At 64.4% G+C, this 12,507-nt stretch carries 12 protein-coding genes; 7 read left to right on the top strand and 5 right to left on the bottom strand.

The window, feature by feature from the left end; genetic code table 11:
• Window positions 1–10: 10 nt before the first annotated feature.
• From ACE3RX_RS10705 to ACE3RX_RS10695, 3 genes are all read right to left on the bottom strand, one after another.
• Window positions 11–1,906: a propionate--CoA ligase gene (locus tag ACE3RX_RS10705; protein WP_374483189.1), complete on the bottom strand. Its 1,896-nt coding sequence runs from the start codon at window positions 1,904–1,906 to the stop codon at window positions 11–13.
• A gap of 85 nt (window positions 1,907–1,991) precedes the next feature.
• Window positions 1,992–3,170 carry a response regulator gene (locus ACE3RX_RS10700; RefSeq protein WP_374483187.1) on the bottom strand — a complete coding sequence of 393 codons (1,179 nt, stop codon included), beginning with the start codon at window positions 3,168–3,170 and terminating at the stop codon, window positions 1,992–1,994.
• A gap of 27 nt (window positions 3,171–3,197) precedes the next feature.
• Complete coding sequence (locus tag ACE3RX_RS10695) at window positions 3,198–4,205, bottom strand: oxidoreductase (protein WP_374483185.1); 1,008 nt, start codon at window positions 4,203–4,205, stop codon at window positions 3,198–3,200.
• A 150-nt stretch (window positions 4,206–4,355) separates the two neighbouring features.
• Between ACE3RX_RS10695 and ACE3RX_RS10690 the strand changes: the two genes are divergently transcribed.
• A complete protein-coding gene (locus ACE3RX_RS10690) occupies window positions 4,356–5,243 on the top strand; it encodes an HDOD domain-containing protein (RefSeq protein ID WP_374483183.1) in 888 nt (295 codons plus the stop codon).
• 5 nt (window positions 5,244–5,248) lie between these two features.
• Here ACE3RX_RS10690 and ACE3RX_RS10685 read toward each other — a convergent pair whose 3' ends face one another.
• On the bottom strand, window positions 5,249–7,156 hold the full coding sequence (locus tag ACE3RX_RS10685; RefSeq protein ID WP_374483180.1) for an ATP-binding cassette domain-containing protein: 1,908 nt from the start codon (window positions 7,154–7,156) through the stop codon (window positions 5,249–5,251).
• A 216-nt stretch (window positions 7,157–7,372) separates the two neighbouring features.
• Between ACE3RX_RS10685 and ACE3RX_RS10680 the strand changes: the two genes are divergently transcribed.
• The 4 genes from ACE3RX_RS10680 (at window position 7,373) to ACE3RX_RS10665 (ending at window position 8,831) form a co-directional block, all read left to right on the top strand.
• A complete protein-coding gene (locus tag ACE3RX_RS10680; protein WP_374483178.1) occupies window positions 7,373–7,564 on the top strand; it encodes a hemin uptake protein HemP in 192 nt (63 codons plus the stop codon).
• Window positions 7,561–7,731 (top strand): hypothetical protein, encoded by a 171-nt coding sequence (locus tag ACE3RX_RS10675; protein ID WP_374483176.1) that lies wholly within the window; start codon window positions 7,561–7,563, stop codon window positions 7,729–7,731. Before ACE3RX_RS10680 ends, ACE3RX_RS10675 begins: the two co-directional genes overlap by 4 nt.
• Before the next feature lie 35 nt (window positions 7,732–7,766).
• Window positions 7,767–7,997, top strand: coding sequence for a (2Fe-2S)-binding protein (locus ACE3RX_RS10670; RefSeq protein WP_374483174.1), 231 nt, complete (start codon window positions 7,767–7,769; stop codon window positions 7,995–7,997).
• 174 nt (window positions 7,998–8,171) lie between these two features.
• The gene (locus ACE3RX_RS10665; protein ID WP_374483172.1) at window positions 8,172–8,831 is read left to right on the top strand and encodes a TetR family transcriptional regulator; all 660 of its coding nucleotides are present in this window, start codon (window positions 8,172–8,174) and stop codon (window positions 8,829–8,831) included.
• A 41-nt stretch (window positions 8,832–8,872) separates the two neighbouring features.
• On the opposite strand, the gene glcC is transcribed toward ACE3RX_RS10665, so the two are convergent.
• Window positions 8,873–9,688 carry a transcriptional regulator GlcC gene (gene glcC, locus ACE3RX_RS10660; RefSeq protein WP_374483170.1) on the bottom strand — a complete coding sequence of 272 codons (816 nt, stop codon included), beginning with the start codon at window positions 9,686–9,688 and terminating at the stop codon, window positions 8,873–8,875.
• A 222-nt stretch (window positions 9,689–9,910) separates the two neighbouring features.
• Here glcC and glcD point away from each other — a divergent pair, with 222 nt between their 5' ends.
• A complete protein-coding gene (gene glcD, locus ACE3RX_RS10655; RefSeq protein ID WP_374483168.1) occupies window positions 9,911–11,410 on the top strand; it encodes a glycolate oxidase subunit GlcD in 1,500 nt (499 codons plus the stop codon).
• On the top strand, window positions 11,410–12,477 hold the full coding sequence (gene glcE / locus ACE3RX_RS10650) for a glycolate oxidase subunit GlcE (protein WP_374483166.1): 1,068 nt from the start codon (window positions 11,410–11,412) through the stop codon (window positions 12,475–12,477). The genes glcD and glcE overlap by 1 nt, the downstream gene beginning before the upstream one ends.
• Window positions 12,478–12,507: the final 30 nt, after the last annotated feature.

The following is a 12,507-nucleotide window of genomic DNA, read 5'->3' as shown; positions in this document are numbered from 1 at the left end:
CAAGCCTGGCTTACTTCGCGCCGAGGGCCGCCTTGATCTGCTCGAGGGTCGTGGGATCCTCGATGGTGGTCAGATCGCCCGGATCGCGGCCTTCCGCCAGCGCCTGGATGGAACGGCGCAGCATCTTGCCGGAACGGGTCTTCGGCAGACCGGAGATGAAGTGCACGCGGGCCGGACGGGCGATCGCGCCGAGGCTGCCGTCGACAATCTTCATCACAGCCTTCTCGAGCTCGACGACCTTTTCCGGGGTGTCGATGGTGGTCGGGTCCTTGACCACGGCAAAGGCCATCGGCATCTGGCCCTTGAGCTGGTCGGCCACACCGACCACCGCCACTTCGGCGATGGCGGGATGGGACTGCACCGCTTCCTCGATCTCGCGGGTGCCCAGGCGGTGGCCGGCGACGTTGATCACGTCATCGGTACGGCCGAGGATCTTGTAGTAGCCGGCGTCGTCCTTGATGCCCCAGTCGAAGCTGGAGTAAACCAGCGGCTCCTGGAACAGCGTGAAGTAGGTGGATACGAAGCGCTTGTCGTCGCCCCACACGGTGGACAGGCAGCCTGGCGGCAGCGGCGGCACGACGCCGACGATACCCTTTTCGTTGGGGCCGCACTCGGAACCGTCATCGCGGAACAGGCGCACGTCGTAGCCATACACCGGGAAGCCGGGGGAGCCGAGCTGCACTTCATGGTGCTCGACGCCGGGCATCAGGGACAGCATCGCCCAGCCGGTTTCGGTCTGCCAGTAGTGGTCGATGACCTGGATGCCCAGCTCGTCCATCATCCACTGATGGGAGGTCTCGTCCATCGGCTCACCGGCGCAGTACAGGGTGCGCAGCTTGGACAGGTCGTACTTCTTGAGGAAGGCCGGGTCCTGCTTCTTGAGCACACGGATCGCAGTCGGCGCGCTGAACATCACGGTGACTTCGTGGTCCTGGCAGATCTTCCACCAGATGCCGGCGTCGGGGCGCAGCGGCGTGCCTTCGTACATCACGGTGGCCATGCCGGCGATCAGCGGGCCGTAGATGATGTAGCTGTGGCCGACCACCCAGCCGATATCGGAGGTGGAGAAGAAGGTCTCGCCCGCGTTGCCGCAGTAGATGTGCTTCATGGACGCGGCCAGCGCCACGGCGTAACCGCCGGTGTCGCGCTGCACGCCCTTCGGCTTGCCGGTGGTGCCGGAGGTGTACAGGATGTAGCTGGGCTCGGAGGATTCGAGCCAGGTCACCGGAACCTCGGCATTGAGGTGCTGCTCGCGCAGGGTGGCGTAATCGACGTCACGGCCCTCGACGATGGCCATGTCCTTGTCGAGGCCGCGGTTGACCATCAGCACGCTGGCGGGCTTGTGCTCGGCCAGGCTGATGGCTTCGTCGAGCAGGTGCTTGTACGGGACCGGGCGGCCGCCGCGCATGCCGGCGTCGGCGGACACGATGACGGTCGGCTTGGCATCGTCGATGCGGGTTGCCAGGGAGTGGGAGGCGAAACCGCCGAACACTACCGAGTGGATCGCGCCGATACGCGCACACGCCAGCATCGCGAAGCAGGCTTCGGCGATCATCGGCATGTAGATCAGGACGCGGTCGCCCTTCTTGACGCCGAGGCTCTGGTAGATCGCCGCCATGCGCATCACTTCGGTGCGCAACTCGGAGAAGGTGTAAACCTTTTCCTGGTCGGTTTCGGTGGAGATGAAGACCAGTGCCTTGCGATCCGGATGCGTCTCGGCGTGGCGGTCTACGGCGTTGTAGCACAGGTTGGTTTCACCGCCGACGAACCACTTGACGAACGGAGGGTTGGAAAAATCGTAGATCTGGCTGGGCTGCTTGTTCCAGTGCACCAGCTCGGCCTGTTCGCCCCAGAAGCCATTGCGGTCTTCGATCGAGCGCTTGTGAAATTCCTTGTATGAAGCCATCGGATCCTCTCCCTATTCTTGAATAGTCCAAACCACTTTCATGTTTTTTGGGAGCAGTACGTCCGCCCGTTGCAGCGTCTGTCCCTTAGTCGTTTTTCTGTTGCGTATTCAATCCGGTTTCTGCGGCGCGGGCGAGGGCTGCCAGCGGCAGACCGGAAGGAATCTCGGATTCTATCAATTCCAGCAGCGGTAAGAGTGTCCGTATGGCATCGGGAAGCTGTTTGCGGAGATTCCCATCTACGCCGGCCGTGCGCAGGCGCATCAGAATCTGGTCGATGCTGACCGGTGCACGGGCCGGCTGCTCGATCATGTCCGCTGTGACTTCCCCGTCGGCACCGATCACCCGGTTGCCGCCGGCGGCCCGTCCGCTGGCAATGCGCTCCATAGCCACCCCGATCAGATGGCTGACCGTCTGCACCTTGCCGGGTGTCGTGGCCGCCAGACCGATGGTGATCTGGATGCGGATGCGCTCCTCCCGGTAGGTCATCACGATATGGTCGAAGGCTGCCCGCAAGCGCATTGCGAAGGCGCAGGCTCCATCCATGTTGGTGCTCGGCGACACCACCGCGAAACGCGCCGGCGCCAGTTCGGCCACGGTGTCCTCCTGGCGCAGCTTGGTGGCGAGGATCTTCGAAAGCTTGCGGTTGACCAGCTGCGCCACATGGGCGCCGTAGCGAGCTACCAACGCGTCGAAGTGATCGATCTCGATGACCATCACCGACACATCCGCATGGCGTCGCTGTGCCAGGGAGAGCTCCTGCGCTGCGTGGTAATGGAGGTAGCTCGGCGTGGCCAGGCCGGAGGTGGGGTCCACCGGGCTCGCGCTGGCCAGCGCCGCCCTGCTCTCCTCCAGGTCCCGCTGGGTGCGGGCGAGCTGGGTCAGCGCCTCCAGGCGGGCCAGCAACTCCACGTTGCCGATGCTCTTGGAGATGAAGTCAGTGGCGCCCGCGCTCTTGGCGCGGACGCGCACGTCGGGCTCATCGTCGCCGGAAATGACAACCACCGGCAAGGTGTTGATGCGCGAGATGCGCGAGCCGCGGATACGTTCCAGCAGACCGTAGCCGTCCAGGTTGGGCATACCAATATCAGTAATGACGGCCTGGATGGTCGGATCCACCATCAGGGTCTGCCAGCCGGCCTCCCCGTCCGCTTCCTCGCGCACCTCGAAGCGGTCCCGTATGTGCCGGATGATGGAAGCCCGCACCATCCGGGAATCGTCGATGATCAAGACCCTTGGCAGGGTCTGTTCGCTGTCGTCGCTCATGCTGGGACTCGCTGGATAAATGGATCTTCAGGGGTTAACGGCAATCACCGTGCGCCCCTTGACCCGGCCGGCGATGAAGTCGTCGAAGACGCCAGGCAGCTCGGCGAACGGCACGGTCCGGGTCATGCCATGAAGATGGCGCGGCTTGAGGTCGGACGCCAGGCGCTGCCAGACAGTCGCGCGGGTCGGGAAGCCGATGTAGCCCGAATCCACGCCAAGCAGGCTGACCCCGCGCAGGATGAACGGGAACACCGTGGCGTTGAGGGCGATGCTCTGGGCGTTGCCGATGCTCGCCACCGTGCCGGCCTGCTTCATCGTGGACAGCACCCAGGTGAGGATGTCACCGCCCACGTTGTCCACCGCGCCAGCCCACAGCCCCGCATCGAGGGGGCGCGTCTTGGCCGGGTCGATGGTGTCACGCAAGCGAATCTCAGCGGCGCCGAGATCCTTCAGATAGCCCTCTTCATGCGCCTTGCCGGTCAGCGCGACCACGTGATAGCCAAGTCCGGCCAGCATGTCGATGGCCAGGCCACCCACGCCGCCGCTGGCACCGGTGACGATCACCGGGCCGTTCTCGGGACGCAGGCCGTTATCCTCCATACGCACGATGCCGAGCGCAGCCGTGAAGCCGGCGGTGCCGAGGGCCATCGCATCGAAGAGGCTCAGGCCGGCGGGCAGCGGCACAACCCAGCCCGCCGGAATCCGCGCATATTCCGCGTAGCCGCCGTGATGGGCAACGCCGATGTCGAAACTGGTCGCGATGACCTCATCCCCGGCCTTGAAACGCGGATCGCTGCTCTCCACCACCGTACCTGACAGGTCGATGCCGCCAACGCAGGGGAAGCGCCGGATGATCTTGCCGGCACCAGTGGCCGCCAGCGCGTCCTTGTAGTTCACGCTGGAATAAGCCACCTTGATTAGAACCTCGCCAGCATCGAGTGCATCGGCGGCAAGGGTCTCCATAGCGGCGGAAACCTTGCGGTTCTCGTCCTGGCGGATCACATAAGCCTTGAAGGGGGAAAGGGTTGCGGTCATGCGTTTCTCCTCGTTGCCGGGCGCCGGAATGACGCCTCATGTTGGTTATCGGCCGATTATAGCCCTGCCAACTTGACGCCAAGCCGCGCCACGCCTCAATACCGCATGCAAAATGCCGTAAATGGATTCATCGCCCGCAGGAACAACAACATGGCCCTGATCAACGTCCCCTTCGAGACCCTGGATTCCTATATTGCGTTCTTCAGCCAGGAGCCGCTGCCGGTCCTCAAGCACACCGTCAAGGAACTCCAGTCCATGCGCGAACGTGAGGACCACATCAACGGCCGTACCGTGGCCGCCCTGGTGCTGGGAGACCCGATGATGACGCTGAGGGTGCTGGTGCACATCGAGGAGAACCGGCGCGCCCGACAGAACCACGACATCACGACCATCGAGCGAGCGGTGATGATGATGGGCATCTCACCCTTCCTGAAGGAGTTTTCCGACCTACCGACCATTGAGGAGCAGATTGCCCCGTATCCGAAGGCACTGGTCGGCGTTCTGAAGGTCATCAGCCGCGCCCGCCGTGCCGCGCGCTACGCCCGCGACTGGGCCATCGTCCGGCACGACCTGGACGTAGACGAGATCACCGTGGCCGCCCTGCTGTCCGAGGTCACCGAGATCCTGTGCTGGTGCTTCGCACCCAAACTGACTTATCAAGTCTACGAGATGCAGCACATCGACCGGACCCTGCGCTCCTCTTCCGCCCAGAAGTCGATCTTCAACTTCTCGGCACGGGAGCTGCAACTGGCCCTGGTCCATCACTGGCGGCTGCCGGAGTTGCTCGTCTCGATGCTGGACGAAAGGCAGATCGAGAATCCGCGCGTGCGCACGGTTCAGCTGGCCAACAGTCTGTCCCGCCATACCGCACTAGGCTGGGACGACCCGGCCATTCCCGATGACCTCAGCGCGATCACCGAGCTGTTGCATATCAACCGGGAAACACTGCTGAGCCGCCTTTCCGTGCCTCACGAGGCCGTCGAGACGCTGCTCGCCGCCGGTGGCGACCCGTTGGGGGCGATGCCGCCCCCCCTCTGACGGGCTTACTTGCCGGAGCCACGCGACTCCAGCTCTTCCCAACGCAGCATGGCAGCCTCGATTTCCCCTTCCAGCGCTTGCAGGCGGGTGTTGAGGGCCGGCACCTCCTGCGGTGCGTCCCGATAGGTGGCCGGGTCGTTGAGGCGAGCCTGGATGGCGCCCTGCTCCTCTTCCAACGCCGCGATCCGGTCCGGCAAGGCCTCCAGCTCCCGCTGTTCCTTCCAGCTCAACTTAGCCGGCTTCGCAGCCTGGGGCTTGGGCTCCTCCTTCTTCGCCTGAACCTGCTTCGGCGCGGCGGTGGACTTGATGGCCTCGGGAACGGGGCGCACGCGCAACCAGTCCTCATAGCCACCGGCGTATTCCTTCCAGTTGCCGTTGCCTTCCGCTGCGATCACCTGCGTCACCACGTTGTCGAGAAAAGCCCGGTCGTGGCTGACGAGGAACACCGTGCCGTCGTATTGAGCCAGCAGATCCTCGAGCAGGTCGAGGGTTTCGATATCCAGGTCGTTGGTCGGCTCGTCGAGCACCAGCACGTTGGCCGGACGGGCGAACAGGCGGGCCAGCAGGAGGCGGTTGCGCTCACCGCCGGACAGGGACTTGACCGGCGAACGGGCCCGCTGCGGCGAGAACAGGAAGTCCTCAAGATAGCCGATGACGTGGGTCCGGTGGCCGGCGATTTCCACGTAATCGGACCCCGGGCTGATGACCTCGGTCAGCGGCGCCTCGGGGTCGAGCTGCGCGCGCAGCTGGTCGAAGTAGGCCACGGTCTGGCGTGTGCCCCGCTTGATCGTACCTTCGTCTGCTTCGAGCTCGCCGAGAATCAACTTCAGCAGCGTGGTCTTGCCCGCGCCGTTGGGGCCGATCAGGCCGATACGGTCGCCGCGCAGGATGCGCGTCGAGAAGTCGCGGACGATCTGCCGCTCGCCGAAGCACTTGTTCACATGGGTCAGCTCAGCCACCAACTGGCCGCTGCTCTCGCCACGATCCAGCGCCAGCTTGACGTTGCCGAAACGGTCGCGACGCGCGCTGCGCTCCCGGCGCAGAGCTTCCAGCCGACGCACGCGGCCTTCGTTGCGGGTCCGTCGCGCCTCGACGCCCTTGCGGATCCACACCTCTTCCTGCGCAAGCAGCTTGTCGAAGCGGGCATTAGCCTTCTCTTCCGCGTCCAGTTGGTCGGCCTTGCGGAGTTGGTAATCGCTGAAGCGGCCGGGGAAGCTGCTCAGCAAGCCACGGTCGAGCTCGACGATGCGCGTCGCCACATGATCGAGAAAGACCCGGTCGTGGGTAATCACCACGACCGCGCCGGGAAAATCGCGGATCAGCTCTTCAAGCCACAGGATGCCGTCGATGTCCAGGTGGTTGGTCGGCTCGTCAAGCAGCAGCATTTCCGGCTCGCCGACCAGCGCACGGGCCAACGCGACACGCTTGATACCGCCACCGGAGAGGCTGCCGACAATCGCCTCGCCCGACAGCTTGAGCTGGGCCAGGATCTGTTCGACACGCTGCTCCAGGCGCCAGGCCTGGGCATCCTCGACACGGTGCTGGAGTTCCTCCAGCCGCGCCAGATTGGCGGCACTGGCATCGTCAGCCACCGCCAGCATGGCCTCGTGGTAGTCCACCAGCAGGCGGGCCACATCGCCCAAGCCATCGGCCACCGTCTCGAACACCGTGCGTTCCAGGGGAAAATCCGCCTCCTGGGGCACGTAGGCCACCCGCGCCCCCGGCTGCCGCCACAGGCGTCCGTCATCCAGCATGGCCTGGCCAGCCAGGGCCTTCAGCAGGCTCGACTTACCGCTGCCGTTGCGGCCGATCAGCGCCACCCGCTCGCCAGGATCAAGCTGGAAACTGGCCTTGTCGAGCAAGGCGACATGGCCGAAGGCGAGGCAGGCGTCATCGAGGGTGATCAGCGGCATGGTGCAAATAGATAAGACTTCAGAAGGGCCTGGATTCTACCCCGCGGCGGCGACCTTCCGCCGTCGAAACGACCTTCTCGATGCGTAGACATCCTGTCGTTTCCCGGCAATGCGACGCCCCGTACATAGCAACGAAGATTTTTCTTCACAAGCCTGTTGACGAAAGCAATTCCCATCTATTTAATAGGAACCGTTCTCATTAGCATTCGTATCCAAGTGGAAAACCTCAATGCTCCGGCGCAGTTTCCGACCTCCGACGCAGCGCTCGATGCCGACGCCGGCCAGTTCGAGTCGCCGATCCGGAGCAAGGACCTCTTCAACGAGCGCAGCTGCGTGTTCATCGAGCACGAAGGCATGATTTATGCACTTCGAGCGACACGTGCCGGCAAACTGATACTGACCAAATGACGACATCCGCCCAACTCCGCCACCGCGACGGCCTCCCTGGCCACTGGACCGAAACCACCGGCGAACGGCCGCTATCTGCCGCGAGCCTCGCAGCCCTGCTGTGCATTGGCATCGCCGGCTGCGTGACCGCGGCCAGCCTGGTTCTACGCCTCTATCCGATCGTCTGAGTAACCCCCCAACCGGGTGTGAAGGAAACAAGACAATGTACGTTTGCATCTGTCGCGCGGTGACCGAAAAGCACATTGAATCCGCCGTCCAGGGTGGCGCCCGGCGTTTGCGCGACCTGCGGCAGCAACTTGGCGTCACCGAGGAGTGCGGCCGTTGTGCCCAATGCGCCAAGCAGTGTCTGGATGGTGCCGTAGAACAGGTCTGCGCCTCGGCGTGCAGCAGCGTTGACGACTACGAATACGCTCCATTGCTGATCGCCGCTTGAACCCGGCTTTCCACCCGAAGCCGGTTCATTCGGACGGAAAAACCACGCCGCGTTCGGCGCCTCCAGGCACTTAGCGACCAAAATGTTTTTAGGCTAACGCCCTAAAGCCGGTGGCAGGCGAAGGGCGTATCGGTTATCTTTATGGGCTCATCAAATTTAACCGGGCCCAGCCACATGCCCACCAGCATCGCTCCCAGTGCCGACATCGCCGCGCGCCGTCCGCGCAAACGCCTCACCCCCGACACCCGCATTCCCCTGATCCTCGACGCCGCCTTGGCTGAATTCTCGGCACACGGCTATAGCGCCACGCGCATCGACGACATCGCCAACCGGGCAGGCCTCTCGAAGGGTGGTTTCTACGCTCATTTCTCCGGCAAAGACGCCGTTTTCGAGGCCCTGCTGCGACGCTCGCTCACGGCCCCGACGCTGGACGTGGATGCGCTACTGGAAGCCGCCACCGATATCCGCAGCCTGGTCGAGCAACTGGTGGATCAGTTGCACACCCATCTGGGCGACACCACCCTGCGTGCCACCGCCCGTCTCCTACTGACCGACGGCCACCGTCTGCCCGACGTCGTGACCCTATGGCGGCAGAACACCGTGGACAATCTGCACGTACAGCTGGGCGCCTTGCTGCGCCGCTGCGTGGAACGTGGCCTGTGCCGGGACAGCACGGTGGTCCATCATCCCTGGCTGATCGTGTCACCGGTCATTCACCAGTTGTTCCAGCAGCTTTCCTCGGCTGCCGTCGTACCAATCCAGCTGCGAGAGGCACGCAGCACCCACGTGGACATGCTGTGCGAACTGCTGACTCCGCATCCGCAAGCAGCCTGACCAACAGGCGCTGACCACGCGCCTGCTGGCGAGCAGGCATCCTAGCGATCAGCCCCCAGCCGCATCGATGCCCGAACCAGGCGCTGCTCCTCCTGCTCGATTTCCAGGAAGGTGTCACGCAGGCTGTTGATATGCTCGCAGGCAACCCGGTAAGCCTTGTCGGAATCCCTGTCGATCAACGCCCTGTAGATCCGCTCGTGGTGGCGGTCCAGCACGCGCTTGTGGGCCGGGCGGTGATAAAGATTGCTCACCGACGCCAGCACGCTGCTGAGCATCAAGTCGGACAGTGACTGCAGCGTGTGCACCAATACCGGGTTATGCGACGCATCGTTGATCGCGCGATGGAACGCATGGTCCGCGCGGGCATGTTCTTCCAGGGTCACCCCCTCCCCCTGCTCCTGCAGGCTTTGTAGCTCCTCGTAACGCCGCCGGATCAGCAGGAAATCCGCCGGTGTCCCGCGCTGGGCGGCCAGACGCGCAGCCTCGCTTTCCAGTATTGCCCGCACCTCCAGCAGATCGTACAGAGTGCGCGGCTGGGAATTGAACAAGTGCATCAGCGGCGTCATGTCCCGATCGGCGGACAGGCGCGCCACGTAGGACCCGCGCCCATGCTGTGTGTCGATGATGCCCAGCCCGCGCAGCACGCGCAGCCCCTCCCGCAGGGCCGTTCGCGACGTACCCAGCTTTTCGCACAGGCGCCGCTCCGATGGCAACGCCTCCCCCACCTTCAGGATGCCGTCGATGATCAGGCGCTCGATCCGTTCGGCGACCACATCGGCTACTTGCTTGCGTTCGGCCGCCTCAAAAGGGTCTCCTGCGGGCTTTTTCAAAGTGGTCGGACCAGTTGATTCAGGCACTGCTACATGTCTCCTCTGAATGTCTGATCACATTGAATTCAAAGGATTTATCTTTCAATAAGGGAAAACATGTATTCGAAAAAACTGGTACGACCACTTTAAAAGTGCTTTGTTTTCAGTGTCTTCGAAACTTAGTATCGCCCATCCCATGCGCTCGGCCGGGTCATCATCGACTGCCGAAAAATGCGCGAAACCGATCCGGAACCTTCAGGGCCGCCTGCCATGAACATCCTCTACGACGAAAAGATCGACGGCGAACTTCACCATGTGGACCGCGCCGAGTTGATGGCCGCCATGCGCGCCGCCATGCCCGATCTGGAAATCCTGCACACCCGAGAAGACCTCAAGCCCTTCGAGTGCGACGGCCTGTCGGCTTATCGCACCACGCCGCTGCTGGTCGTGCTTCCCGAGCGCCTCGACCAGGTGGAAACACTGCTCAAGCTATGCCACCGCATGCACGTGCCGGTGGTCGCCCGCGGCGCCGGCACCGGCCTGTCCGGTGGCGCTCTGCCGCTGGAACAGGGCGTGCTGCTGGTGATGGCACGCTTCAACCGTATCCTCGAAGTGAATCCGGAAGGCCGCTTCGCCCGCGTGCAACCGGGCGTGCGCAACCTGGCCATTTCCCAGGCCGCGGAGCCCTTCGGCCTCTACTACGCACCAGATCCGTCGTCGCAGATCGCCTGTTCCATCGGCGGCAACGTGGCCGAGAACGCCGGCGGCGTGCACTGCCTGAAGTACGGCCTGACCGTGCATAACCTGCTGAAGGTCGAGATCCTGACCATCGAAGGCGAGAAGGTCACCCTCGGCAGCGATGCGCTCGACGCCGCCGGGTTCGACCTGCTGGCGCTGTTCACCGGCTCCGAAGGCCTGCTCGGCGTCGTCACCGAAGTCACCGTCAAGCTGCTGCCGAAGCCCCAGGTGGCCCGCGTGCTGATGGCCAGCTTCGACTCCGTCGAGAAGGCCGGCAAGGCGGTGGCCGACATCATCTCCGCCGGCATCATCCCCGGCGGTCTCGAGATGATGGACAAGCTCGCCATCCAGGCAGCCGAGGACTTCATCCACGCCGGCTACCCGGTAGAGGCCGAGGCCATCCTGCTGTGCGAACTCGACGGCGTCGAAGCCGACGTGCAGGACGACATCGAACGTGTACGCACGGTGCTCACCGCAGCTGGAGCCACCGACGTACAACTGGCACGAGACGAAGCCGAGCGCATCAAGTTCTGGGCCGGCCGCAAGAACGCCTTCCCGGCCGTCGGCCGCATGTCGCCAGACTACTACTGCATGGACGGCACCATCCCGCGCAAGCAGCTACCGGCCGTGCTGAAGGGCACCGCCGAACTGTCCGGCGAATACGGCCTGCGGGTCGCCAACGTGTTCCACGCCGGCGACGGCAACATGCACCCGCTGATCCTCTTCGATGCCAACCAGCCCGGCGAATTCGAGCGGGCCGAAGCCCTCGGCGGCAAGATCCTCGAACTGTGCGTCGCGGTGGGCGGCACCATCACCGGCGAGCACGGCGTCGGCCGCGAAAAGATCAACCAGATGTGCGTGCAGTTCAACAGTGACGAGCTGACCTTCTTCCACGCCGTAAAGGCCGCCTTCGATCCGGCCGGCCTCCTCAACCCCGGCAAGAACATCCCGACTCTGCACCGCTGCGCCGAGTTCGGTGCGATGCACATCCACCACGGCCACCTGCCCTTCCCCGAACTGGAGCGTTTCTGATGAGCGAGCACACCCACGACGCCGACCAGGGCGAAGCCCTGCTCGCCCAAGTCCAGGCGGCTTTGCTCGCAAACTCGCCACTGCGCATCACCGGTGGCAACAGCAAGGCCTTCTATGGCCGCGAGGTGATCGGCACGCCGCTCGACATCCGCGCTCACCGCGGCATCGTCAGCTACGATCCGGCTGAACTGGTCATCACCGCCCGCGCCGGCACGCCGCTGGCCGAACTAAATGCGGCCCTCGACGCCGGCGGCCAGATGCTGCCCTGCGAGGCACCGGATTTCACCGGCAACGCCACCGTCGGCGGCATGGTCGCAGCCGGCCTGTCCGGCCCGCGCCGCCCGTGGGTCGGCTCGGTACGCGACTTCGTGCTCGGCTGCCGCATCATCACCGGCCACGGCAAGCACCTGCGCTTCGGTGGCGAGGTCATCAAGAACGTGGCCGGCTACGACGTGTCCCGCCTGATGACCGGAACCCTCGGCTGCCTCGGCCTGATCACCGAAGTGTCCTTCAAGGTCCTGCCCAAGCCCCGCGCCAGCCTCACGCTGCGCCTCGAGATGGATCGCCCACGCGCCTTGCGCAAGTTCGCCGAATGGGGCCAGCAATCCCTGCCGATCAGCGGCGCCTGCCAGGATGGCGGCACCACGCTGCTGCGTCTGGAAGGTGGCGAAAGCTCCGTTAAAGCCGCCCGCGAGCTGCTCGGTGGCGAAGAAGTGTCACCGGCCTTCTGGGATGCACTGCGGAACCACCAACTGGATTTCTTCAAGGATCCGCGCCCCCTGTGGCGCCTGGCGGTGGGCAACAACCGCACGCCGGCAGAGCTGCCCGGTGATGCGCTGATCGACTGGGGCGGCGCCCAGGTCTGGCTGAAGAGCACCGCCGACGCAGCCCAGTTGCGTGCGCTGGCAACCCAGGCCGGCGGCCACGCCGACTGCTACACCCCCGGCGTCACCGACGGCCCGCTGCCGCCGCTGCCCGACGCGTTGATGCGTTACCACCGCCAGCTCAAGGCCCAGCTCGATCCGCAGTGCATCTTCAACCCCGGCCGCATGTACGCCGGGCTGTAAACGCCTCCGTGCCCCCCATTTCCGGACCAG

The sequence above is a fragment of the Zoogloea sp. genome (assembly GCF_041914405.1).
Classification (GTDB): domain Bacteria; phylum Pseudomonadota; class Gammaproteobacteria; order Burkholderiales; family Rhodocyclaceae; genus Zoogloea.
This window is presented reverse-complemented; position numbering and strand designations above follow the sequence as displayed.